The organism is Streptomyces sp. NPDC001443, assembly GCF_053597355.1.
Map to the genome: position 1 here is coordinate 1 of NZ_JBSFIA010000021.1, position 23171 is coordinate 23171.

Below are 23171 nucleotides of genomic sequence, written 5' to 3' on the forward strand. Positions count from 1 at the left end.
CACCCCCCGGATCATCAACAACAGGAGGGGGAAGTCATGCCGGACCCGAAGGCCGGAGGCCCCATTGCGGAGCCATGAAAAAGGTAACGGGGGGGAGCAGTTCCGTCGGCACCGGGTGGCCTGCGACAACAAGGAGGCCGGCGGCCGGTATGCCGAGTTCGGCGGCAAGTTCGGTGAGCCGCTGCGGTGTGGTGTCCCTTCCGCTTGTGGCGAGGCTGCTCAGGATGATGGCCCGTTCCATGGGGGGGGGAGAAGGTAGCGGGTGGCGGCTGACAGGACAGCCGGGCCGCCCGCCGAACGTCGGGCCTCCGAGGATCCAGGGTTTCCTGAGGACGGTCAGGGCTGGATCGTGTCGGTGGTCCCACTGCCCAGGCGGCTGAGCGCCTGCATGGCCTCGCGCTCGATGCGTGAGAGATCGCCGAGGACCGAGCCGGCCCGGACGAGGTACTGCGCATCGCCCGACTCGCCGGCGGTCCTGATCAGTGCCGCTGCTTCCGTCCACAGGGTGGCCGCCTCGGCGTACAGGGTGTGGCCGGTGCGCAGGTGGCCGCTGTCGAGCAGACCGGTGCATTCGGCGAGGAAGTCGCGGTAGAGGTTGCGGAACAGGGCCCCACCGGTGCCGGCCTTCTCCATCAGCAGGGCGGCCCGCGGCAGGTCTCGCCGGGGGTCGTCGGTGCGTTGGAGCCAGGTGCGCACCAGCTTGCCCGCCTTCTCGATGCCGCGGTGGCCGAGGTTGGCGATGGGCGGGTCGAGGAAGGCGTCGGCGCAGGCGGTGATGGCGGGGACGATCTGTCCGTACGGGGTGGCCAGGTCTCTCGGAGCGGTGAGGGCGAAGGAGCGGTGCTTGGCGGTCATCGGGCCGCGGGCGGCCCTGGCCCGGGCGAGGGTGGTCAGGCTGGTGGAGACCGCTCCGCCCTGCTGGTCGGTGTCCACCAGGTAGGCGTCGTGGTCGTCGTAGCCGTACATGGCGACGACGTGGCCGCCGAAGTGGACCTTCGAGCCGAAGTAGTCCAGGTGGTAGCTGTCGAGCTGGAGTCCGACGGGGTGGCCCGCGTCGATGAGGGCCGCCACGTTGTCCCATGCCCTGCGCGGGGAGGTGGTCTCCTGGACCAGGAGCTCAAGCCCGAGCCTGGCGGCCAGGTTCCCGGTGAGCTCGAAGGGCCTGACCCGTCCGCCGAGGAACGGGAAGCCCATGTTCTTGGCGTCCCAGTAGACGAAGGACAGACCGGAGCCGAGGCCGAACAGCATGGGCTCGGACAGATCGAGTCCTTGATGCCGCAGCAGCACCCCCAGTGCTGTCGTCTCGCAGTGCTGCATACCGCGGGCGTCGATGTCTACCAGCGTGGTCATGACGTGCTCTCCTGGGTGGGTTCGATCAGCGGGGTCATCGGCTCTTCCTGCCTCCCACCGGTTTCACCAACAGAATTTTCCCTTATTCCGGGGGAGCGCCAAGAGGTGCAGCCCACAGCGGGCGGGGAGTACTCGTATCCATGTATATGGGAGTTATCGTGGTGATATGGCTGTCGACCCGAGCGTGTGGTCCGACGCGGCCGACCGTGGCGCCGACCGTGCCATCGACTCCGTCGGCGTCCTCGGTGAGGACTCGCGCCGCCGCATGTTCTCCTTCATCCGGCGGTCGCGCCGGGCTGTCACCCGGGACGAGGCTGCCGCCAGCATCGGCATCTCGCGCAAGCTTGCCGCGTTCCACCTCGACAAGCTCGTCGAGGCCGGCCTGCTGCGCGCGCACTACGAAACGCCCGGCGGGATCCGCAAGGTCGGCAGGCGGCCCAAGATGTACGAGGCCACCGACGTCCAGATCACGGTGAGCATCCCGGAGCGCCGTCACGGTCTCCTGGCGGACCTGCTCCTGGAAGCCGTCCTGACCGAGGGCGCCGACGAGACCGCCACGCAGGCAGCCCTGCGGACCGCGCGGCAGCGCGGTCGGCAGCTGGGCGAGACCGCGCGGGCGGAGACCCGTCCGGGCCGCCTGGGCCCCGAACGGGGGCTGACCGCGTGCGAGCACCTGCTGGACCGGTACGGCTACGAACCCGTCCGGGAGACCTCCACCCGGCTGCGGCTGCGCAACTGCCCCTTCCACCCCCTGGCTGCGAAGGCCCCCGGCCTGGTGTGCGGGATGAACCACGCTTTCCTCGGCGGCTACCTGGACGGCCTGGAGGTCAACGGCGTCCAGGCCGTCCTCGTGCCTGAGCCGGGGGAGTGCTGCGTGCGGCTCGGCCCGAGCGAGAACGATCACGATGACCAGGTGGACCAGGACCGCTGATGTGGGTCCGGCCGGCCGCCCCCGCGGGCCGCCGCCGCGGCACGCGCCGCCGCCCCGGCAAGGAGATCGTCGGCAAAGGGGGGCGTGTGCACTGCGAATCCCCGCGGGGCCCATCCGCACCATCGTGCTCGGCGCAGGCTCGAGCTGGGGGAAGCCCGTTGCGGCGTTCCGACCGGAGCTTTGCCATGTCCATCAAACGCACTGTGAACCCTTCTGCTCGTTCCACACCATCGGCACCGCAGCCCACGGCCATCTCCGTGGTGACCGCCGCCGACTGCGGTCTGCTGCTCATCCGGCTGACCTTCGGCCTGTTGATGGCCGGTCATGGGGCTCAGAAGGTCTTCGGTCTCTTCGGGGGCCAGGGCCTGACCGCGACCGGCAAGGCGTTCGCGGCCCTGGGCTACCAACCGGGCAGACTCTTCGCCGCGATCTGCGGTCTGTCCGAGCTCCTGGGAGGCCTGGGACTGGCCGTCGGCCTGCTGACGCCGCTCGCGGCGGCCGCCCTGATCGGTGTCATGATCAATGCGATGGTCACGGTCACCGGCGCCCACGGCCTGTGGGAGACGGACGGCGGTGTGGAATACAGCGTCTGCATCGCCGTGGTCGCCCTCTCCATCGCCGCCATCGGCCCTGGCCGACTGGCCGCCGACCGCTTCCTGCCGTGGGGCGCAGGCGGCTGGAAAGAGGCGGCCTTCGCCCTCGGCCTCGGCGGCCTGGCCGCCGCGATCACACTGAGTCTGTGATCAGCCACCCGAAGGTGATCGTCCCGTCGCGGCCGTGGCGTACCCGGCCGCGACGCATCCGGCAGGGTAGAACCCAGGATGTGAAGACCGGCCGCAGCGGCAGTCGACCGGAGGGATTCGTCATGACCGAGGCGAGCGACGCGGCCCGTGCCGACCATGTCCTGAAGGCGAAGCACCGTGCGATGTGGGCGCTGGGCGACTACGCATCCGTGGCGTCGCACGTCATCCACGACCTGGGTGGTGAACTGGTACGGGAGTGCGGCATCCGGCAGGGCGACAGCGTCCTGGACGTCGCGGCCGGCTCGGGGAACGCGGCCATCCCCGCCGCCCTCCTCGGCGCCGACGTCGTCGCCTGCGACCTCACGCCCGAGCTCCTGGAGGTCGGACGCCACCTCGCCGCGGTGCACGGCGCCCGGGTCGACTGGCGGGAGGCGGACGCGGAGCACCTGCCGTTCGCGGACGGAGAGTTCGACACGGTGATGTCCTGTGTCGGCGTGATGTTCGCTCCGCACCACCGGCAGGCGGCCGACGAACTGGTCCGGGTCTGCCGCCCGGGCGGCACCATCGGCCTGATCAACTGGACCCCGGAAGGTTTCATCGGGCAGATGTTCGCAGCCATGCGTCCCTACGTTCCCCCGCCGCCGCCCGGTGCCCAGCCGCCACCCCTGTGGGGCGACCCGGAACACGTGCACTCGCTGCTCAGGGACCGCGTCATCGACGTCGATGCCCGTCGGCAGCGGTTGCGCGTGGACCGGTTCGCACGACCGCAGGACTTCCGGGAGTTCTTCAAGGCCTGCTACGGGCCGACCGTCGCCGCGTACGGCTTCGTCTCCGGCGACCCCGAGCGGGTGGCGGCCCTCGACGACCTGGCCGCGCAGCACCTCACCGACGGCGTCATGGAATGGGAGTACCTGATGGTCACCGCCCATCGGAACGCCGCGTAGACACACGCGCAAGTAGAAGACCGTGCCCGCCTTGTTCTCCGTGAAGGTGACCGTATTGCGTGCCGCGACGGACTCCTTTCCGAGATCGTCCACCGGCGCGAAGGCCGTGGGCAGGGCTGCGGGCCGCATCGGTTCGCCCTCGGAGCGGACCGTGGCCAGTGTCGCCGGGGGGAACCGGTTGCCGGCCTTGCCGGTGTCGTACGGCAGGGTCCGAAGTTCCGACACTCCGGCCTTCGGACCCTGGACGAGCACGTCGTAGCGGGCGCCGGCCGGGATGACCAAGGAGTCGACGGAGTAGACGCGGTTCACCGGGTAGCCGTCCTGTGCGACGACGTGGAACCTGGTGCCCGGAAGCTGCACCTTGTAGAAGATGTTGGCCCCGATGTTCGCGAGGCGCCACAACTGGGTCTCGCCGGCCGAGCCGGTTCTCGAAGGAGACCTCCATCCGGTCCCCGGGCCGCAGGCGCAGCGTGGGCGGCATGTACATCCCGTTGTACGTCAGGGCCCACAGCTCGCGGCCCGCCAGGCGCACCTTCCTGCGCTCGACGACGATCCGTGTCTTGAGCAGGCCGTCGCGGCTCACGACCTGCGGGGGGTCGCGCAGATCCTCCGTCGCCCGCGCGGTGGGGGCCGGTGACGGGGACACGCTCGGTACGGGGACGGAGGCCGGCTGGGAACGGCCGAGCGCGGTCGCCTCGGTACGCGGTGCGGTGCACCCCGCCGCCAGGGCGAGTGCGGCGATCGCTGCGAGCGAGGATCCGATGGCGGTCCGGGTGCGACGGGCGTGTGCGGACAACGTGAACTCCCATGCTCCGCGAAGGGCGGAAGACGGGCGGCCGTGGGCTGCCATCACGCATTCCGGAGTCCGACGGGACCGGTCACGACCCGAGTGATCGTCGCGGGCGTCACCTTCTTGAACGAGCCCCGGGGCGGCGCGCGTCCTCGCTCAGGACGCGCGCCGTCCCGGCGGCGCATCACCCCCGGTCGACGGCCACGCGCAGCCCGCGGATCACATAGCCCCCGATCTCGTCCTGGAACGTGACGCGGGGCGGCGTGAGCATGCGGATGCCCTCGAGGGCGAAGAGGTGGCCGAGGAAGACGTTGGTCTCCATCATGGCGATGTCCGCCCCCGGGCAGCGGTGCGGCCCGTCGCCGAAGGACAGGGCAGCCGCGTACCGCCCGGTCGTCGCGGGCCGGCCGGGGCAGACCGCCGCGGGAGCGGCGCCCACGGCCTCCGGGTCGGTGTTGGCCTCGTCCACGAGGATGTCGACGAGCGCGCCGGCGGGCACGGTGACCGGGCCGTCGGCGCCCGGCAGGTCGAGGGCGTCGGTGGTCCGCCGGCTCAGCCGGGCGACCACGGGTTCCAGGCGAAGGATCTCGTGGATCACCGCCAGGCGTTCGGTCTCGTCGCCGTTCGCGTAGCGCTCCCGCAGGGCGGCGTCGGTGAACAGATGCCATGCGGCGACGGAGATGAACTCGCGAGTGGTGATCATTCCGGCAGCGGCGTAGGTGAGGCACTCGCCGAGGATCTCGGGGTTCGAACAGCCCTCCGCGATCAGGTGCGAGACGAGGTTGTCGGCGGGCTGCTCGCGGTGGGCGCGGACGGCCGGGCGGACGTCGGCGAAGTAGATCCGCAGCCAGTTGCTGTTCTGGCGGAACAGCCAGTAGATCCCGTGCAGACTGGTGAATCCGGGCTTGCCGAACTTCTCGGGGAAGAAGCGCTCCAGCCGGCGCTGGATGCCGGGTCTGCTGTGGGTCAGACCGATCACCCCGCACGCCACGTCGATCGAGACACCGAAGGTGAGGTCCTCCAACCACACCTCGCCCTCGCGCCGGAGGACGTCCAGATGCTTCCGCGTGACGCGCTCGGTGAGTTCCCGGTAGTGCTCGTCCACGCGACGGGGTGTGAAGTAGCGGGCGGTCTGACGGCGGTGTTCCCGGTGTTCGGGCCCGTCGCGGTACAGCACGGGCCGCCGGACCCGGGCGGGCAGCTTCTCGACGGTCTCGATGCCCAGACCTGCCTGCACGGTGTCGGTGCTGCGCAGAACGGCACGCGCCGCCGCGTGGCCGCGCACCTGCCAGGTGCCGTCGTCCGCGCGGCCGACCGGGCAGCCAGGCCCGGTGGGATCCCTGCGGATCTTCCGTGCGTCGTCGTCGACTTGCTCCATCGAAGGCAGCCTCCGTCGTCATGCGGGCGCCCCGGGAGGAGTCCGCTGTCAGGCATGTGCGGCCAGACTTCAGGATGACCGCCCCCACCGCCAGCCCTTCGGCGCGGCATTGCCCATCCACGGCTTCGGGCTTTTCGGCGGCATGGGCGACAGTACGATCAACGCCTTGAGCGGCTCAGGCTCCCCGCAGGGGGCGGCCGGCCACCGGACGGAAGGCGACCCACTCGTCATGGCGCTGCGACTGCTGACCATGAACACCCTCTTCACCGGCGATGTCCCGGCTCGGCTGCGCGCCCTCGGCGCGGCTCTCGACCGGTCCGACTACGACATCGTCTGCCTGCAGGAGGTCATGTTCCGCCGCAACGCCCGGCTGATCCGCCGTGCCGCTCCCGCGTACCGGCACTTCGCCCACTCGGGCTCGGTCCTGCTCGAGGGCGGCCTGGTGCTGCTGTCGCGGTGGCCGATCAGCCGATGGCGGTTCGTGCGGTACCCGACGACGGGCCCGGTGCGCGGTGAGCTTCTCATGCGCAAGGGTGCCCAGTTGGCGTCCGTCGCCACCCCGGACGGTGAACTGGTGGTCGTGAACACCCACTTGTCGGCCAACCGTGACGACGACTGGTCTCCCACGAACCGGTACACGCGGATCGCCCGTGCCGAACTGGCCCGGCTCACCGGGCTGATCGCGGCCGTCGACCCGTCCCTGCCCCTGGCCGTGGTCGGTGACCTCAACCTCCCGCGCGACTCGGCGGCACTCGCCGACTTCGTCGCCGCGGCGCGGCTGCGCGACGTCCTCGCCGGCGACACGCGTCCGACCTACCGGCCGACACCGCAATGGCCGTCGCCACCGGCCCTGGACCACGTACTGGTCCGGGCGGCAGCCGGGGAGACGCTGGCCGGCGGCGCCGACTTCGTGTTCCAGGACCGGGTGACATTGGACGACGGCCGCCAGGCCTACCTGTCCGACCACTACGGCGTGCGGGCTGAGCTGATCCGGTCGAAGTGACACGGACACCCGCCCGACCGGACTCGAGCCGGCGGACGCCGTCGTCCGCGCGGCCGCCGACGGTCTACGCGGCGAGCGCGGCGGGTTCTCCGAGTCGGGCGGCGGCCGTGCGCCAGGCGGCCGTCACCGCCGCGTGGGCACGCTCCGTGCGAGCGGCGCCGTCCGCTGTCAAGTCGATCGGCTCGCCCACATGCACGTGCAGTCGCGGGCGGCGGAGCGGTGCCGTGAACAAGCCCGCGAGTTGCTTCGTCCTGTTTCCCGATGTGACCCGACGGGCGCCGGCCTGGCCCACGGGCACCACCGGAGCCCCGGTGCGCTGGACGAGCCGCGACAAGCCGCTGCGGAAGGCGTCGGGTGCCGCCTCCGCGGCGTCCGTCCGGCGCGGGAGACCGCCCTCGGCGTAGATCAGGATCAGGCGTCCGCGCTCCAGAGCCCCCGCGGCCTCGTCCAGGGCCTCCGCTGCGCGTCGGTCGCCGCGCCGGACGGGGATGTGCCCTTCACGGGCGAGCGCGCGGCCGAGGACCGGAACGCGCCACAGTCCGGCAGCCGCCATGACGACCGGACGGGCCCCGAGGCGGTGCAGCGCGGCGAGCACGACGGCGGGATCGGCGAGCGAGGTGTGGTTCGCGGCGATGATGCTGCCGGGGGCGAGTTCGGCGCCCGCGTCGGTGGTGATCGTGAGGCGGCCGACGGCGGGCACCAGGACGTCGGCGAGGCGGCTGAGCATGTGTCGGTCTCCCGATCTCGACAAGGTTGACCTCCATCGTCGGCTGTCGTGGTCCCCGGGGCCTGAGTAGGCGCACTCATCTTTTGCGGCCCGGTACCCAGGCGCCCTCGCTGCGTTGTCGGTGCAGGCCGGTGTAGGCGGCCAGCACGATCTCCATGCCGCGGTCGTCCTCCTGCCGCCCCCGGTCGATCATCTGGTTCATGGCGTAGGCGACCGTCATGCGTGAAGCGGGATCACTCACCACCAGCGAGCCGCCCCGGCCGCCCCAGCCGAAGGCGTCGCCGAACCTGCCGAAGCCCACCGTCCAGACCATCGGCGTCCGCAGTACGCGGTCGTCGCCGCGGAACACCTCCTGCCATGCCGGCTCGCACCCCTGAGGGGACAGCAGCCGTACGCCGCCGGCCGAACCCTGGTTCGCCAGTACCGACTGGACAAGGGCGATGGAGCGAGCGTTGCCGAAACCGTTCACCGCGGGGATCCGCGCGCGGCGCCACGCCACGGAGTTGACGTCCCTGACCCGGATCGTGACACCGGTGTTCTCCCGGCGTGTGCCGTCCGGTGCCGGTGGTGCGTCGGCAGTGTGTTCGTCGGTCAGCGACGGTGGCGGGACGAGCGGTGCCACGCGGTGGTCGTGGTCGGCGGAGATCCCGAGATGGAAATCCGCCCCCAGCGGCTTCGCCACCTCCTCGGCGAAGAACTCGCCGATGTCGCGGCCGGTGACGCGGCGGACGATCTCGCCCACGAGGAAGCCGAAGGTGAGGGCGTGATAGCCGGCGGCCGTTCCCGGTTCCCATTCGGGTGCCTGGGCGGCCAGCCCCGCCGTCACGCCCTCCCAGTCGTAGAGTTCCTCGACCGCCGTCGGTCCGGACAGGTCCGGGAGCCCCGCGGTGTGCGACAGCACGTGTCGTACGAGCACGTTCTCCTTACCGGCCGCGGCGAACTCGGGCCAGTAGGCTGCGACCGGCGCGGAGAGATCGAGCTCGCCCCGGTCGGCCAGCATCAGCGCGCACAGGGCGATCATGTTCTTGGTCGTCGAGTTCACCCCGACGAGGGTGTCGCGTTCCCAGTCGGCACAGCGGTCCGCGTCGGCGTGGCCGCCCCAGAGGTCCGCCACCGGCTCGCCGTCGAGACGGACGGCCGCCGAGGCGCCCACGTCGTCCTTGCCGAGCAGGGCCGCAAGTGCCTCGTGGACCGCGGCGAACCGGGGATCACAGAACCCCTTGATGTCAGTCATGGGCACAAGCCTCGGACGGCCCCGAGCCTTCCTGCCCGACAATTCCCGCACGCGTTCTGTCAGGCAGTTCGCGGACAGATCTCGCTACTTCGGTGAGGCGGCCCGACGACCGCCACTTGTCGAGAGGACGGACACGCGTGCTGGAACGGCTGAATCAGGCGCTGGACCACCTGGAGGCCTGCCTCGACGGGGAGGTCGACATGGCCGAGGTGGCCCGGATCGCCGCGGTGTCGGAGTACCACTTCCGGCGGCTGTTCGCCGCGCTCGCCGGGATGCCGCTCCCGGTCTACGTACGGCGCCGGCGCATGACGCTCGCCGGGGCCGAGGTACTGGCCGGGGAGCCGACGCTCCTCGACATCGCTGTGCGGTACGGATACGGCTCGGGCGAGGCGTTCGCCCGGGCCTTCCGGTCGGTGCACGGCGTAGGTCCGGGCGAGGCCCGGCGCACGGGTGCGGTGCTCACGGCACAGCCGCGCATGTCCTTCCGCGTCGTCGTCGAGGGCAGTACGGCCATGCGGTACCGCATCGTGGAGAAGGAGGCGTTCCGGCTCGTCGGCAGGAGGGCCCGGGTCCCGCTCGTGCACGAGGGGATCAACGCGGCCGCGGCGGCGCACCTGAAGACCCTGGACGCGCGGACGATCGTACGGATGAAGGGGCTGGACCACCGTGAGCCGGCGGGGATCCTGTCGGCGGCGGTGTACCTGAGCGACAGCCGGGAGGAGGGCGCCGAGGCGGACTACTGGATCGGCGTGGTGTCCGGTCCGGAGGCGGCCGCCGAGGAGCTCGAAGCCCTCGACGTGCCGGCCGGGACGTGGGCGGTCTTCGACAACCACGGGCCCTACCCGGATGCCCTTCAGGAACTGTGGCGAGACGTGTTCACGCAGTGGTTCCCTTCCAGCCTGTACGTGAGCCGGCCGGGCCCGGAACTCCTGCGGACGCAACCTGTGGAGATCGGCGCGGACACCGGCTCCCAGTTGTGGATCCCCGTCGAGCGGGGCACCGCGAGCGCCGGGCCGTGACCTCCGGGACGAGCCGCGGACGGGCGGTGGCAGGGGCGGTGGCAGGGGCGAAGACGATGGTGGCGCCAGGCAGTTGGACGTGCACGGCGGCGCGCGCCGGCGCTGTGGGCGGCCAGGCGCGTCGGCTTGCGTTGGAGTGCGCTTCAGGTCGTAGCGTCGCAGTGACCGCGGCGCACGAAGCCTGTGGACCACGTGTCCGGGACGGAGTGCCCGGTGGCGGAAGCAGGGCCGGCCGAGGCGCTTCGTGCGGTCCGATGAACGATGAACGAGTGTTCGGAACGGAACTGGGAGACGTCATGCGCAAGCGCAGTCTGCGAGACCTTGAGGTATCGGCCATCGGCTTGGGATGCATGGGCATGTCCGCCTTCTACGGGTCCGCGGACCAGGAGGAGGGGATCGCGACCATCCGGCGCGCCCTCGACATCGGGGTGAACTTCCTCGACACCGCGCAGATGTACGGGCCGCTGACCAACGAGTCGCTCGTCGGCGAGGCGATCCGGGGGCACCGCGACGACTATGTGATCGCGACGAAGTTCAACTACCGGATGGACGACGCCGTACCCGGCGACATCAGCACGGTCGGCCCGCAGGACGGCTCGGCCGAGCATGTCCGCAGCTCGGTCCACGGCTCCCTGGAGCGGCTGGGGACCGACCACATCGACCTGTACTACCAGCACCGGGTCGACCCGAACGTACCCATCGAGGAGACGGTCGGCGCGCTGGGCGAGCTGGTCGCCGAGGGCAAGGTGCGGTACATCGGCCTGAGCGAGGCGAGCGCGGAGACCATCCGGCGCGCGCACGCCGTGCACCCGGTCACCGCGGTGCAGAGCGAGTACTCGCTGTGGTCACGGGAAGTGGAGGCCGAGGTGCTGCCCGCCTGCCGGGAGCTGGGCATCGGCTTCGTGCCGTACTCGCCGCTCGGCCGCGGCTTCCTCGCCGGCCGGTTCAGCTCGCCCGACGAGCTGGACGCGAACGACTGGCGGCGCGAGAACCCGCGCTTCCAGGACGCCAACCTGGAGGCGAACCTGCGGCTGGCGGCGAAGGTGAAGGAGATCGCCGCCGAGAAGGACGTGTCCCCGGCCCAACTGGCCATCGCCTGGGTGCTGGCCCAGGGCGATCACCTGGTGCCGATCCCGGGTACCAAGCGCCGCACCTACCTGGAGCAGAACGCCGCCGCGGTCGACGTCGAGCTGACCAAGGAGGACCTGGGCCGCATCGAAGCGGAGCTGCCCGAGGTGGCGGGTGAGCGCTATGACGAGGCCGGCATGCGATCCGTCAACCGCTAGGAAAGTCCGGCAGATCAGGTGACCGCCGCTTGATCTGCTGATCAACTCGTTGTTCCGAGGTGTGGACACGGTCTCCCCAGGGGCATGCGGAACCCTTGGGGACCAGGCCTGGGCGGGGGCCGGGTGTTCTCGGAGAGTGCCAGGAAATCCGGGCGCGGCGGGCTGCCCTGTCGTGTCATGATCACGCCGGTGCGTCGAGGCTGTCGGCGCATCAGTCGCGTCATCGCACTCTTGGAGGGGAACCATGAGCCCGCTCTCTGCCGGACGTCCCTTACGTCGCAGATCCGGCGCCGCCCTGGCGGTGGCGGCCGGTCTGCTGACCGCCGGCCTCGCCGCGCCCGCGTTCGCCGACGACCTGTCGCAGACCGACCAGTTGTGGATCCACGAGCCGTACGCGCAGACGCTGCCGCTCGGCATCGACGGCGGTCGGCCGCAGACCCGCACCCTCGGTGTCGGCATCTACCACGACAACGAGAACTTCCCGGTGACCGACGGCAGGCTCACGGTCGACGTCTCCGGCCTCACCGGGGTCGCCGAGGTGACGTGGCCCGACAACTGCACGCCGAGCGGCACGAGTGCGGTGTGCGACGTTCCCGTGGTGCCCGCGATCGGGGGCGACTACGAGGACCAGGTGTTCCTGGAGGTGCGCGCGGCCGACGGCGCCAAGGCCGGCGCGCAGGGCAGCATCACCTACGAGGCGACGGCCACCGGCGGCCCCGACGGCACGCTCACCGCGCCGCACGGGGACTTCGAGACCACGCTCACCGTCGGCTCCGGGCCCGACCTCGCCATCGCTCCCATCGCCGGCATCGAGAAGGGGCAGCCCGGCGAAGAGCGGACGATCCCGTTCAAGATCACCAACAACGGCAACGAGAGCGCGAACGGGTTCACCGTCAAGCTGCTCGGCTCGTACGGTCTGACGGATCTGACCCGGTACGCCGCCTGCACCTACACCTCGACGAACGACGGCCAGTACGCGCCGTCGAACAACGCGGTCTGCACCTTCGACCAGGTGCTCGCGCCGGGTGACTCCTTCGAGCTGCCCGAGCCGCTGACGGTGCGACTCGCCCCGTACGCGATGAACGAGCGGCTGGACATCGATGTCGAGCCGGGCGCCGGCGCCCAGGACCTCGACTCCCGCAACGACTACACGGCCCTCCAGATCGGCGCGCAGAACACCGCGGACTTCTCCGTGACCGGTGACGCCGTCTCGGGCGCGGCGGGGGTGACGGCCACGGCCGCGCTCACCTTCAAGAACAACGGCCCGGCCTGGTTCGGCAACCTCGGCTCCGGCGACCCGGTCGCCGAGGTCCGGCTGATCGTGCCCCAGGGCACCACGGTCACCGGCGTGCCGTCCGGCTGCGTCCCGCACACCCTCACCGGCGGCTACTACCCGAAGCGGACGGGCGCACCGCGATACGACTGCGAACTGCCGTACTGGGTACTGGCGGACACCCAGCGCACGTACGCGTTCTCCGTGCGCATCGACACCGTGGTGCCCGGCGCGACCGGCGCCGTGAGCATCCACCCCGCGTACGGCGAGTTCGGCCAGTGGCCCTACGACTTCGACCCGAACCTGACGAACAACACGGCGGTCCTGGCCGTCAACTGACCGGCCACGGGAGTCCGGAGCAGCTGGTCGAGCGGCTGCTCCGGACTCGCGCTTCTCGTGATCGCGGCTGCGGTGTCAGTGCGCTGAAGTACCCTTCCAGCCACCGCACGCCGACTGTGAGGACCAAGAGAATTGACTGGCCTGTCTGCCTTCCCGCTGCCTTTCCAGGCGTCCCGTTCCATATCGTTCGCGACGCCCCGAACACTGCGGGAACTTCAGATGATGCAGTGCAGCGCCCACATCCGGGCGAAGCCGGGGTGGTTCGACAAGATGAACGACGCCGACATCGTCGCCAGATGGACGCAGGAGGCGGTCGCTCAGGGACTCACCGAAGCGCAGGTGCGCTACGTGCTTGCCGAACTCGCCCATTACGCCGCGCTGCGGGACGGCCGAACCGGCATGGAGGTGTCCGCCGTCGACGGGGTGTGGCAGTCGGACACTCTGGTCGACGACAAGCTCAGGTCCCGGCTGCGCGAGGCCGTGCGGGTTCTGGAACAGGTCCCCGAAGCGGAACAGGACTGGCATCCCGGATCCGACGGCCAGGTACTGGATCTGGTTCACCCCTCACTGTTCTGCCTGGTGAGGGAGGCGAGCGGCGCGCTCGAGCGGGCTTGGCAGAACCCGACGGACCGCTACTCGAAGTACGAATTCTCGGAGAAGTTCCAGTGGCTGCCCACGGACGTCGACGTCAGTGACGACGGCGATGTCGCCTTCCGTTCCTATGTCAACAACGTCCACCCCGAGACGCATCGCGAACTGGCCTCCGTGCTGCCTGACTTGTTCGCGCGGCTGCGCCCGCTGCTGGAGAACGTGCTCACCGATCTGCGCCATCCGCGGCCGCTGCGGATCGAGGCCGATCCTTACGGATGGTACGAGTCGCGGGAGACGGAGTATCCGGACAAGTCCTCCTACAGCGATGGCGAGGCCTACGCGGAAGCCGTCCGGGCGTGGGAAGAGGCTCAGGACGAATGGTGGGAGAACCGCCGCCCGACCGTCCCTGACGCCCCGGACTTCACCCCGCCCGCGTTGCCTGAGGAATCCGCCCGGATCGACCTGCGCGGTCGCGGTCTCCAGGTCATCGTCAAGCTCGCCACCATTCACCTCACCCCGGACAAACCCGAGTACGCCGGCGGTTCCTGGCACGTCGAGGGGATGTTGAACGAGCGGATCGTCTCGACCGGCATCTACTACTGGGACAGCGAGAACATCACCGAGAGCCGGCTGAGCTTCCGGGCGGCACTCGACGACCCGGACTACGAGCAGAGTGACGACGACGGTGTGCGTGAGGTCTACGGCCTGGAGGACGCGGACGCACTGAACCAGGTGCTGGGATCGGCATCGACCCCGGCGGGCCGCTGCCTGGCGTTCCCGAACATCCTGCAGCACCGCGTCGGTTCGTTCCGCCTCGCGGACCCCGCCCGCCCGGGACATCGCAAGATTCTCGCGTTCTTCCTGGTCGACCCCTCGGAGAAGATCGTCTCGACGTCCGACGTGCCACCGCAGCAACCATGGTCCGACACCTCGACCATGACGCTCGAACAGGCCAAGGACTACCGCGAACAGCTCATGCAGGAACGCAAGTTCTTCGTCGACGAGCACAACGAGCAGCTCTACGAGCGGGAATTCTCCCTCTGCGAGCACTGAATCCGCTCTGCCCTTGCGGGTGGTGCGCCAGCCATACTTGATCCATGGGGACTGTGGCGGCGCTCTACCGCTATCCGGTGAAGTCGATGCTGGGCGAGACCGTGAGCTCTGTGGCGGTCACGGACACCGGGTTCCCGGGAGACCGGATCTACGCCGTGCTCGACGAGACCGGCGCGGTGGGCAGCGCCAAGCACCCGCGCAAGTGGGGTGAGTTGCTGCGCTGTCGCAGCCGGCTGGACGACGACGGCACGGTCCGGGTCGTACTCCCGGACGGTACCGACCTGCCGGCGGAAGACCGCGAACTGGATGTGTTCCTGTCCAAGTTGCTCGGTCGGCAGGTGTCCTGCTCCGCCGTCGTGCCGGAGCACGGCAGGCTGGAGCGTGCCGTGCCCGCGTACGAAGGCGGGGTGCCCGACGCGATGCGCGCGTCGGTGTCCGTCGATGTCACCGGGGAGAGCATCACGACGGGCGCCGTCGCCCGGGGTACGTTCTTCGACTTCGGGCGCGTCCATCTCGTCACCACCTCGGCCTTGGCCCGGATGCGAGAGGTGTATCCGGGCGGAGACTTCGACCCGCGCCGCTTCCGGCCCAATCTGGTCGTGGACACCGGTACGGGGCCGGGCTTCCCCGAGGACGCCTGGGTGGGGTCACGGCTACGCGTGGGAGAGGCGATGTTCCGGGTCGTGGTGCCCACACCTCGCTGCGTGGTGCCCACGCTGGGCCACGACGAGCTCCCTGCGGACCCCGGCATCATGCGCGCGGTCGCCCGCGAACACCGGGTACCGGTGTTCGACCTGGGCCGGCTCTCCTGCCTGGGTGTCTACCTGGACGTGCTGGAGGCGGGGACCGTCAAGGCGGGCGACGCGATCACGTTGCAGGACTCCGCCTGATCGCCGCACCGACGCTGCTCGGCTGCTCGGCGGCGGCCCGCCCGCCGCCCAGCGGGTGGCGAACGGGCCGTGCTCGTCGACCGTCCCGGTGTCGTGGTGCAGGAGACGCGCAGGTCAGGGACGATCAGGGTGGCTCAGGGACGGGCGGCCTCGGCGACCGGTTCGGCCTTCCCGTCCTGGCCGGGCAGGCCAGGCGCGGTGACCTCGTGTTCCGCGGCACCGCGGGCGCGGCGGCCGATCATCCCGAAGGCGGTGAGTGCGGCGGCGACGGCGGCCGCGATGCCGCACACCCAGTACGCGGTGGAGAAGCCGCTGCCGAGGGCGTCGAGGGCCAGTCCGTGGGCGGCTGAGCCCGGGACCGTGGGCGGCAGGCCGTTCACGGCGAGAGGTCCGTCGGCCGCGGCGATCGCCTGTGCCGCCGCCGACTGGGCGGTCGGCAGGCCGGCGCCGGGCAGGTCCGCCGCGAACGCCGACCCCGCATGGCTGAGGGCCACGGCGCCGACGACGACCGGGCCGAGGACGAAGCCGAGGTCGCGCAGCATGTTGGTGGTGGCGCTGGCCATGCCCGCCAGGTTGGGGGGCACGCTGTTCAGCGCCACGGTCGTCACCGAGCTGACGGTCAGGGCGAAGCCGATGCCGATCAGCAGGGACGGCGCCACGAACGCGCCGAGTCCCGGGTCCGTGACGTCGAGCCGGGTGAACAGCAGACAGCCGGCCGCCAGCAGGACGAAGCCCGAGGTCAGCAGCCAGGACGCGGCGACCCGGTGCAGGAGGCGCGAGACGACCGGGATGAGGACGAACGCCGGTCCCTGGAGCAGGAGGAAGAGGACGCCGACGCGCATCGGGTCCTGGTGCTGCACGGGACCCATCCACATGCTCGTCGCGAAGCAGGCGCCGAGGAAGGCGAGCATCCCGATGACCGCGACGACGGACGACACGGCGAACGGCCGGTTGAGGAACAGCTTCAGGTCGAGGATCGGGGACTCGGCCCCCAGCTCGACCACGACGAACGCGGCGAGGAAGACCGCGCCGAGGGCGAGGGAGAGCAGGACGGGCAGGGTGCTCCAGCCCGACTCCGGCCCCTCGACGGCCCCGTACAGCACGAGGACGAGACCGACGGCGAAGGTGATCTGGCCGGGCACGTCGAACCTGCGGCCTTCGGGCGCTGTCGACTCGGTGGCCAGGAGCAGGGTGAGCACCATGCTGACCAGGGCGAGGCCGACGAGCACCCAGAAGGAGCCGCGCCACGAGCCGACCTTGGCGAACATGCCGCCGACCAGGGGTGAGACGGCGGCGCCCGCGGACAGGAAGCCGCTCCAGACGGCCACCGCGTGCGCCCGCTGCCGCATGCCGCGGGTCAGGGCGGTGATCGCGGTGAGCGAGCCGGGGAACATGGCGCCCGCGCCCAGTCCGTTCAGGGCGGCGCCGATCCAGAGCACCTGGACGGCCGGGGCGAGCGCGGCCACGACGCTGCCCACGGCGACCAGGGCCGTGCCGGCCACGACGAGCCTGCGCCGTCCGAACAGGTCACCGAGGACGCCGAAGGTGAACTCGAAGCAGACCACGGCGATCATGAACGCCGCGGTGATCCAGGTCAGCTGGGATCCGTGCGTGTTCAGGTCCTCCTGGAAGAGCCCGAGCAGCGAGGCGGGCAGCGCGTTGGCGACCTGGGCCACGAAGACCGCGCCGCAGGCGGCAGCCAGTGTTCCCGCGTAGCCCGGCGTCCGGGCGGCCCCCGCGGTCGGGCCGGGGGAAACGGTTGTCCCGTTGTTGAGCGTCATCTCTGGATCTTTCTGGCTGGGGAAAGAGGGGCGTCCCGTGACGGACAGCCCGAAGAGCGTGAGGGGCTCGGCTCTGCGGCGCGGTGGGGGAGAGGCGCGACGTGAGTCGGGCGTGATGTCGTGGAGAATGACATTCGCTTTACGTCGCGTCAATGATGTGTGCTGTATAGAAAAGAAATGGATGTGATGGAAGCTTGGCGGTTCGGGCGTTCAGCTCTGATGGAGAAAGTCCTGCTCCAGCGCGTGCGCCGCGGCTTCCAGGGCTTTGACCAGTGGCTGGAGCTGGTGCGGGTCGTAGCGCACGCTGGGCATCGAGACGGAGAGGCCGGCCAGCGCCGTACCGTCCTGGTCGCGTACGGGGACGCCGACCGCGACGAGTCCGCGCTCGGAGCGCTCCTTGTTGACGGCGAAGCCGTTGCGGCGCAGGCGCCTGAGCTGCGTCCGCAGCCGTGCGAGGTCGGGGCGGTCGGCCGGGCGGTCCCGGTAGCGCTCGGGGGCGTAGGCCTTCTCCAGCTCCTCCTCGTCCAGCTCGGCGAGCAGGAGCAGTCCCGCCGTGGTGCGGTGCGCCGGGAACACCATGCCCTCCCGGGAGCCGACCCGCAGGGCCTGCCGGCACTCGACACTGGCGATGAACCGGACGGTGTCCCCGGTGCGCACGATCAGGTTCGTGGTCTCGCCGACGAGATCGACGACCCGGTGCAGGTGGGGCAGAGCCGTCGCCCGCAGCCGGGACACGAGAGACTGGGAGTGCGCTGCCAGCTCCAGCACCGGGCCCGCGCGATAGACGCGGTCCTCGCCCCGTACGGCGAAGTCCCGGTAGACGAGCATCGCCAGGATGCGATGAGCCGTCGACCTCGCGACCCCCAGACGCCCGGCGAGCTGCGCCACCGTCGCGTCGCCCTCCATCTGCAGAATGGTCGCCGCCCGCAGCGCGTGGTCCACGCTGGCGATGGGATAGGGCGGCGGTGTCCTGAGCTCCTTGTCCACGGTGGTCCTCCATGTTCCGGTGTCCTGTCGATTCTGCTCTCCAGAATCCATATGCTCATACAGCGGACACCCGGCACGCTGAATCCGTGACCGAGTCCTCCATCACCCAAGACAACGCCGCGGGCTCCCCGGTCCGGCTGAAGGCCCTCGCCGCGGACGGACAGCCCGACGTCACCCCGGCGCTCGAGAAGCTGTACCGGGGCTTCGAGCAGGAACTCCTCGTCCCGCTGTGGACCGAGATCGGCGACCTGATGCCCGCCCACCCGCGCTCGCGCGCCGTGCCGCACGTATGGCGCTGGGAACGGCTGCGCGAGCTCGCCGCACAGGCCGGCGACCTGGTTCCGGTCGGCCGCGGCGGCGAACGCCGGGCCATCGCGCTGGCCAACCCCTCCCTCGGCGGCAGGCCCTTCGCCACGCCCACGCTGTGGGCCGCCATCCAGTACCTCATGCCCGGCGAGGACGCCCCCGAGCACCGGCACACCCAGCACGCCTTCCGCTTCGTCGTCGAGGGCTCCGGTGTGTGGACCGTCGTGGGCGGCGATCCCGTGCCCATGAACCGCGGCGACTTCCTGCCGCAGGCCGGCTGGAACTGGCACGCCCACCACAACGCCACCAGCGAGCCCATGGCGTGGATCGACGGCCTGGACATCCCGTTCCAGTACGTCACCGAGGCGCAGTTCTTCGAGTTCGGCCGCGACGAGATCACCGAGGCCGAGCGGACCACACCGAGCCGGTCCCGCTCCGAGCGGCTGTGGGGCCACCCGGGCCTGCGCCCCCTCGCGGCCGCCCCCGCCACCCCGGGCAGCCCGCTGCTGTCCTACAAGTGGGAGTACACCGACGCGGCGCTGCGCGACCAACTCCTGCTGGAGAAGGAGGGTTTCGGTGGCACGGTCGAGCCCGGACACGCCGCGGTGCGCTACACCGACCCGCACGACGGCTCCGACGTCCTGCCCACCATCCGCGCCGAGTTCCACCGCGTGGCCCGGGGCGCCGAGACCATGCCGGTGCGCGAGACCGGCTCCTCCGTCTACCAGGTCTTCGACGGCTCCGGCACCGTCACCGTCGGCGAGAAGTCCTGGTCGGTGACGCGTGGCGACCTGTTCGTCGTCCCGTCCTGGGAGCCGTTCTCCGCCAGGTCCGAGGCCGGCCGCACCGACTCCGACTCCACGGCCCTCGACCTCTTCCGTTTCTCCGACGCGCCCGTCCTCGAGGCGCTCAAGCTCGACCGCACCCGGCTCGACCGCACCGACAAGGACGCCTGACCATGAAGCTCGCCACCCTCCGCACCGCCGACGGCACCCGGGCGGTCCGCCTCGACGGCGACGTCCTCGTCGACCTCGGCCACTCCGACCTCGGCGAGCTGTTCGCCCAGCCGGACTGGCAGACGCAGGCGCAGGCCAAGTCCGCCGCGTCCGGGGCCACTTACCCGGTCGACGGCGCGGACTTCGCACCGGTCGTCCCCAACCCCTCCAAGGTCGTCTGCGTCGGCCACAACTACACGAACCACATCAAGGAGATGGGCCGGGACCTGCCCGATCACCCCACGCTCTTCCCCAAGTTCGCCGACACGCTGCTCGGCGCGAACGACGACCTCGTCAAGCCCGCCGAGACCGACGCGCTCGACTGGGAGGTCGAACTCGCCGTCGTCATCGGCAAGCAGGTGCGCCGCGCCGACGAGCAGCAGGCCGCCGACGCCATCGCCGGCTTCACCGTCATGAACGACATCTCGGTGCGCGACTGGCAGTTCCGCACCATCGAGTGGACCCAGGGCAAGATCTGGGAGGCCACCACCCCGGTCGGCCCCTACGTCGTCACCCCCGACGAGGTCGGCGGAACCCGCCCCGCGCTCCAGGTGACGACGTCCGTCGACGGCCAGGTGATGCAGCAGGACGACACCGGCACGCTCCTGTTCGACCCGGTCTTCCTGGTGCAGTACATCTCCACCGTCATCACCCTGCGCCCCGGCGACATCATCGCCACCGGCACCCCGGCCGGGGTCGGCAACGCCCGCGACCCCAAGGTCTTCCTGCTCCCCGGCCAGACCGTGGTCACCGAGATCACCGGCCTGGGCGCCTGCACCAACAGGGTGGTCGAGGCATGACCACCGCCCCGAAGGGTGGCCGAGGCGCGACCGTCACCTCGCAAGGCGGCCCAGGCACGACCACCGCCACGCGCACCCTCGCCGACGCGCGCGCCTGGGCCCGCACCGGAACCGAGCTGATGCTCGACGCCGTCGCGGGCCTCGCCGAGGACGGCTTCTCGGCCCCCAGCGCACTGCCCGGCTGGACCCGCAAGCACCTCGTCGCGCACGTCGCCGCCAACGCCGACGCCCTGGGCAACCTCGTGCACTGGGCGGCCACCGGCGAGGAGACGCCGATGTACGCCTCCGCCGAGGAGCGCGCCGCCGGCATCGCCCGCGGCCCCGCCCTGTCGGCCGGTGAGCTGCGCTCCTGGCTGACCGGATCCGCGCAGCGCCTCGCCGAGGCACTGGACCGGCTCACCGACGAGCAGTGGCGGCACCAGGTCGTCACCGCCCAGGGCCGTACCGTCCCCGCGACCGAACTGCCGTGGATGCGCGCCCGCGAGGTGTGTGTCCACGCCGTCGACCTCGGCACCGGCGTCGTCACCTTCACCGATCTGCCCGAGGGCTTCCTGGCCGCGCTGGTCGACGAGATCCGAGCCAAGCGGCAACTGTCCGCGCTGCCCGCGCTGTTCGAGGGGCCGCTGCCCGAGGTCGCCGCCTGGCTGGCAGGCCGCCCCCACACCCTTGCCGACGCCCCCGAGCTCGGCCCGTGGCTCTGAGGAGTGAGTTCCATGTCCCATCCTGATGTGATCGTCGTCGGCGGCGGCATCGGCGGCCTCGGCGCGGCGTTCTCGCTGACCCGCCAGGGCCTCGCCGTCCGTCTGCTGGAGAGCGCCCCCGCCTTCGGCGAGGTCGGCGCGGGCATCCAGCTCGCCCCCAACTGCACCCGCATCCTCGACGACTACGGCCTGCTCCAGGAGGCCAGGAGCCTCGGCGTCGTCCCGGACACGATGGTCATGCGCGACGCCGTCGACGGCGACGAACTGACCCGGCTCGACCTGCGGGACCTGGAGCGGCGCTACGGCTTCCCGTACCTGGTCATCCACCGCAGCGACCTGCACGGCCTGCTGCTGCGCGCCTGCGAGCGAGCCGGAGTCGAGCTGATCAACGACGCGCAGGTGACCTCGTACGAGAACACCGCCACCGGTGCCCGCGTCACCCTGGCCTCCGGCCGGACGCACGAGGCCGGTGTGGTGATCGCGGCCGACGGCCTGCACTCCGTCGCCCGCAGGCTGCTCGTCGACGACCGGCCCGTCTCCTCCGCCTACGTCGCCTACCGCGGCACCGTCCCCGCCGACCTCGAGCGGGTGAAGTCCGTGGACCTCGGCGAGGTCGCGGTGTACATCGGCCCCGGCTGCCACTTCGTCCACTACGGCCTGCGCGGCGGCGAGATGCTCAACCAGGTCGCGGTGTTCGAGTCCCCCAAGGCGCTGGCCGGCCGGGAGGACTGGGGCACCCCGGACGAACTCGACGCCGCCTTCGCCGACACCTGCGGCTTCGTACGGGACGGCCTGCCGTTCATGTGGCGGGACAAGTGGTGGCGGATGTTCGACCGTGACCCGATCATGAACTGGGTGCACGGCCGGATCGCCCTGCTCGGCGACTCCGCGCACCCGCCGCTCCAGTACATCGCGCAGGGCGCGATCATGGCCATCGAGGACGGCTGGGTCCTCGGCGAGCACGTCGCCCGCCACCGCGCCGCCGACGGCACCCCGGACTGGGACGCCGCCCTCGCCGCCTACGAGGTCGTGCGCCCCGAGCACTGCCGCCGCGTGGTGACGACCTCACGCGCGTGGGGCGAGCTGTGGCACCTCGACGGCGTCCCCCGCGAGCAGCGCAACGCCCTGCTGCGCACCCGCGCCACCTCCGACTACTCCTTCGTGGACTGGCTGTACGGCCCGACCGCGCTGACCCCGGACCAGGAACCACCCATGTTCGAGCCGATCCCGCTGTCCTCCGCGACCCCGCAGCCGGCCGCCCGGGGTACGGCGGCATGAGCGACGCCCGCTGCCGATCCCGCGCGATCGGCTGGGCCGCCACCGGAGCTTTACAGCCCGGCAGCGATCCATGCGGTGCGTGTGTCCGTAGGCCGGTACGTACGGACGGCGAGCGCCGACGCGCTAGGATCCGGGCATGGCGAACCTTCGACAGGCGCAGAAACAGATGACGCGCCGCCTGCTGCTGGAGTCCGGGCTCGACCTGTTCACCACGAAGGGGTACGCCGCCACCAAGGTCGACGACATCGCGACCGCCGCGGGCACCACCCGGGTGACCTTCTACGCCTACTTCCCCTCCCGCAGCGACCTGATGAAGGCGCTCATCGACGAGCGGCTCAACGAGGCGCTCCAGCGCGTGCGTTCGCCCGAGCACGGTTCCACGGCCCAGGACCTGGTCGCCACCGTGACCGCGGGCACGCCCGAGGCGATCGGCGCCTGGCTGCGGCGCACCGCCGACAGCTGGCCGGAGATCCGGCCGATCATCCGCGTGGGCCGGGACGCCGCGGCCGTCGATCCCGAGCTGCGCGACCTGGTGGAACGATGGCTTGAAGAGGCCATCAGCGACATCGAGGACGGGCTGACGGCGGCCGGGCGGCTCGAACCCCACCAGCGCCGTTTCCGGGGCGTGCTGGCGATGGCCGAGCTGGACTACATCGCCCAGCACTGGGGCGACGCCGACTGGAAGATCACCCGCGAGCAGATGCTCGACGAGCTCAGCGCCAGCTGGGTGCGCCTGCTGACCTGACCGCAGCGGACAGGACCGGTCCGCCTC

Annotated in this window: 20 protein-coding genes and 1 pseudogene; 14 read left to right on the plus strand and 7 right to left on the minus strand. The window is 71.0% G+C overall.

Annotated features, from left to right (window positions below; genetic code table 11):
* Positions 1 to 336 precede the first annotated feature (336 nt).
* A complete protein-coding gene (locus ACWC24_RS21865) occupies positions 337 to 1350 on the minus strand; it encodes a BtrH N-terminal domain-containing protein (RefSeq protein ID WP_450664512.1) in 1014 nt (337 codons plus the stop codon).
* 166 nt (positions 1351 to 1516) lie between these two features.
* Between ACWC24_RS21865 and ACWC24_RS21870 the strand changes: the two genes are divergently transcribed.
* The 3 genes from ACWC24_RS21870 to ACWC24_RS21880 all read left to right on the plus strand — a co-directional run bounded on the left by ACWC24_RS21870 (position 1517) and on the right by ACWC24_RS21880 (position 3968).
* The gene (locus tag ACWC24_RS21870; protein ID WP_450664513.1) at positions 1517 to 2281 is read left to right on the plus strand and encodes a helix-turn-helix transcriptional regulator; all 765 of its coding nucleotides are present in this window, start codon (positions 1517 to 1519) and stop codon (positions 2279 to 2281) included.
* A gap of 257 nt (positions 2282 to 2538) precedes the next feature.
* Positions 2539 to 3024, plus strand: a complete 486-nt coding sequence (locus ACWC24_RS21875) for a DoxX family protein (protein ID WP_450664514.1) — start codon at positions 2539 to 2541, stop codon at positions 3022 to 3024.
* Positions 3025 to 3146: 122 nt separating this feature from the next.
* Positions 3147 to 3968 carry a class I SAM-dependent methyltransferase gene (locus tag ACWC24_RS21880; protein WP_450664515.1) on the plus strand — a complete coding sequence of 274 codons (822 nt, stop codon included), beginning with the start codon at positions 3147 to 3149 and terminating at the stop codon, positions 3966 to 3968.
* Positions 3969 to 4265: 297 nt separating this feature from the next.
* On the opposite strand, the pseudogene ACWC24_RS21885 reads toward ACWC24_RS21880, so the two are convergent.
* Positions 4266 to 4370: pseudogene (locus ACWC24_RS21885) on the minus strand (hypothetical protein); the annotation flags it as partial.
* Positions 4371 to 4942: 572 nt separating this feature from the next.
* Positions 4943 to 6136, minus strand: a complete 1194-nt coding sequence (locus ACWC24_RS21890) for a cytochrome P450 (RefSeq protein ID WP_450664516.1) — start codon at positions 6134 to 6136, stop codon at positions 4943 to 4945.
* 166 nt (positions 6137 to 6302) lie between these two features.
* On the opposite strand from ACWC24_RS21890, the gene ACWC24_RS21895 reads away from it, so the two are divergent.
* Entirely contained in the window at positions 6303 to 7139 is an 837-nt protein-coding gene (locus tag ACWC24_RS21895; protein ID WP_450664517.1) for an endonuclease/exonuclease/phosphatase family protein, read from the plus strand.
* A gap of 64 nt (positions 7140 to 7203) precedes the next feature.
* Here the strand turns inward: ACWC24_RS21895 and ACWC24_RS21900 are convergent, their stop codons facing one another.
* Together ACWC24_RS21900 and ACWC24_RS21905 are read right to left on the minus strand one after the other, a co-directional pair.
* Positions 7204 to 7866: a lysophospholipid acyltransferase family protein gene (locus tag ACWC24_RS21900; RefSeq protein WP_450664518.1), complete on the minus strand. Its 663-nt coding sequence runs from the start codon at positions 7864 to 7866 to the stop codon at positions 7204 to 7206.
* A 76-nt stretch (positions 7867 to 7942) separates the two neighbouring features.
* Positions 7943 to 9100, minus strand: coding sequence for a serine hydrolase domain-containing protein (locus ACWC24_RS21905; protein ID WP_450664519.1), 1158 nt, complete (start codon positions 9098 to 9100; stop codon positions 7943 to 7945).
* 137 nt (positions 9101 to 9237) lie between these two features.
* Between ACWC24_RS21905 and ACWC24_RS21910 the strand changes: the two genes are divergently transcribed.
* From ACWC24_RS21910 to ACWC24_RS21930, 5 genes are all read left to right on the plus strand, one after another.
* Complete coding sequence (locus tag ACWC24_RS21910; RefSeq protein WP_450664520.1) at positions 9238 to 10119, plus strand: AraC family transcriptional regulator; 882 nt, start codon at positions 9238 to 9240, stop codon at positions 10117 to 10119.
* A 296-nt stretch (positions 10120 to 10415) separates the two neighbouring features.
* Entirely contained in the window at positions 10416 to 11405 is a 990-nt protein-coding gene (locus ACWC24_RS21915) for an aldo/keto reductase (RefSeq protein ID WP_450664521.1), read from the plus strand.
* Between the two features lie 244 nt (positions 11406 to 11649).
* Positions 11650 to 13017 carry a hypothetical protein gene (locus ACWC24_RS21920; RefSeq protein ID WP_450664522.1) on the plus strand — a complete coding sequence of 456 codons (1368 nt, stop codon included), beginning with the start codon at positions 11650 to 11652 and terminating at the stop codon, positions 13015 to 13017.
* Positions 13018 to 13149: 132 nt separating this feature from the next.
* Positions 13150 to 14661: a DUF4246 domain-containing protein gene (locus ACWC24_RS21925; RefSeq protein ID WP_450664523.1), complete on the plus strand. Its 1512-nt coding sequence runs from the start codon at positions 13150 to 13152 to the stop codon at positions 14659 to 14661.
* 44 nt (positions 14662 to 14705) lie between these two features.
* Complete coding sequence (locus ACWC24_RS21930; RefSeq protein ID WP_450664524.1) at positions 14706 to 15551, plus strand: MOSC domain-containing protein; 846 nt, start codon at positions 14706 to 14708, stop codon at positions 15549 to 15551.
* A gap of 134 nt (positions 15552 to 15685) precedes the next feature.
* Here the strand turns inward: ACWC24_RS21930 and ACWC24_RS21935 are convergent, their stop codons facing one another.
* On the minus strand, positions 15686 to 17332 hold the full coding sequence (locus tag ACWC24_RS21935) for an MFS transporter (RefSeq protein ID WP_450664525.1): 1647 nt from the start codon (positions 17330 to 17332) through the stop codon (positions 15686 to 15688).
* A gap of 210 nt (positions 17333 to 17542) precedes the next feature.
* A complete protein-coding gene (locus ACWC24_RS21940; RefSeq protein ID WP_450664526.1) occupies positions 17543 to 18319 on the minus strand; it encodes an IclR family transcriptional regulator in 777 nt (258 codons plus the stop codon).
* Between the two features lie 86 nt (positions 18320 to 18405).
* On the opposite strand from ACWC24_RS21940, the gene ACWC24_RS21945 reads away from it, so the two are divergent.
* The 5 genes from ACWC24_RS21945 to ACWC24_RS21965 all read left to right on the plus strand — a co-directional run bounded on the left by ACWC24_RS21945 (position 18406) and on the right by ACWC24_RS21965 (position 23144).
* Positions 18406 to 19581, plus strand: coding sequence for a cupin domain-containing protein (locus ACWC24_RS21945; protein ID WP_450664527.1), 1176 nt, complete (start codon positions 18406 to 18408; stop codon positions 19579 to 19581).
* Between the two features lie 2 nt (positions 19582 to 19583).
* On the plus strand, positions 19584 to 20420 hold the full coding sequence (locus ACWC24_RS21950) for a fumarylacetoacetate hydrolase family protein (protein ID WP_450664528.1): 837 nt from the start codon (positions 19584 to 19586) through the stop codon (positions 20418 to 20420).
* The gene (locus tag ACWC24_RS21955; RefSeq protein ID WP_450664529.1) at positions 20417 to 21121 is read left to right on the plus strand and encodes a maleylpyruvate isomerase N-terminal domain-containing protein; all 705 of its coding nucleotides are present in this window, start codon (positions 20417 to 20419) and stop codon (positions 21119 to 21121) included. Before ACWC24_RS21950 ends, ACWC24_RS21955 begins: the two co-directional genes overlap by 4 nt.
* A 27-nt stretch (positions 21122 to 21148) precedes the next feature.
* Positions 21149 to 22399, plus strand: coding sequence for an FAD-dependent monooxygenase (locus tag ACWC24_RS21960; RefSeq protein ID WP_450664637.1), 1251 nt, complete (start codon positions 21149 to 21151; stop codon positions 22397 to 22399).
* 136 nt (positions 22400 to 22535) lie between these two features.
* Positions 22536 to 23144, plus strand: a complete 609-nt coding sequence (locus tag ACWC24_RS21965; RefSeq protein WP_450664530.1) for a TetR/AcrR family transcriptional regulator — start codon at positions 22536 to 22538, stop codon at positions 23142 to 23144.
* Positions 23145 to 23171: the final 27 nt, after the last annotated feature.